Genomic DNA, 372 nt, shown 5'->3' with positions numbered 1-372 from the left:
GGAGCTGAGAATAAGCTTTGATCAATGGATGTCCGAATGGGGCAACCCACCTGATATTCTATTATTGTTATCCGCAAGGGTAATCAATAGTAGGGTAAACAAGGTACTTTTAGTCTGAATACATAGGACTTTAAGAGCAAACCCGGGGAACTGAAACATCTAAGTACCCGGAGGAAAGGAAATAAATAGATACTCCCCTAGTAGCGGCGAGCGAACGGGGACCAGCCGAGCCATGAATGTGACTAGAACGACCTGGAAAGGTAGGCCAAAGCGGGTGACAGCCCCGTATAGGAAGCATGAATGGACGTATTAAGTAGGGCGGAACACGTGAAATTCTGTCTGAACATGGGGGGACCACCATCTAAGGCTAAG

1 rRNA gene is annotated in these 372 nt (G+C 47.3%); it reads left to right on the top strand.

The annotated features are described in order from the left end of the window. Positions 1 to 372, top strand: a 23S ribosomal RNA gene (locus AB9F29_RS21440); the annotation flags it as partial.

The sequence above is a fragment of the Falsihalocynthiibacter sp. S25ZX9 genome, assembly GCF_041205405.1.
Classification (GTDB): Bacteria; Pseudomonadota; Alphaproteobacteria; order Rhodobacterales; family Rhodobacteraceae; genus Falsihalocynthiibacter; species Falsihalocynthiibacter arcticus.
Note: the sequence above shows the minus strand (reverse complement) of the source record. Positions and strands in the feature narration are given on the sequence as shown.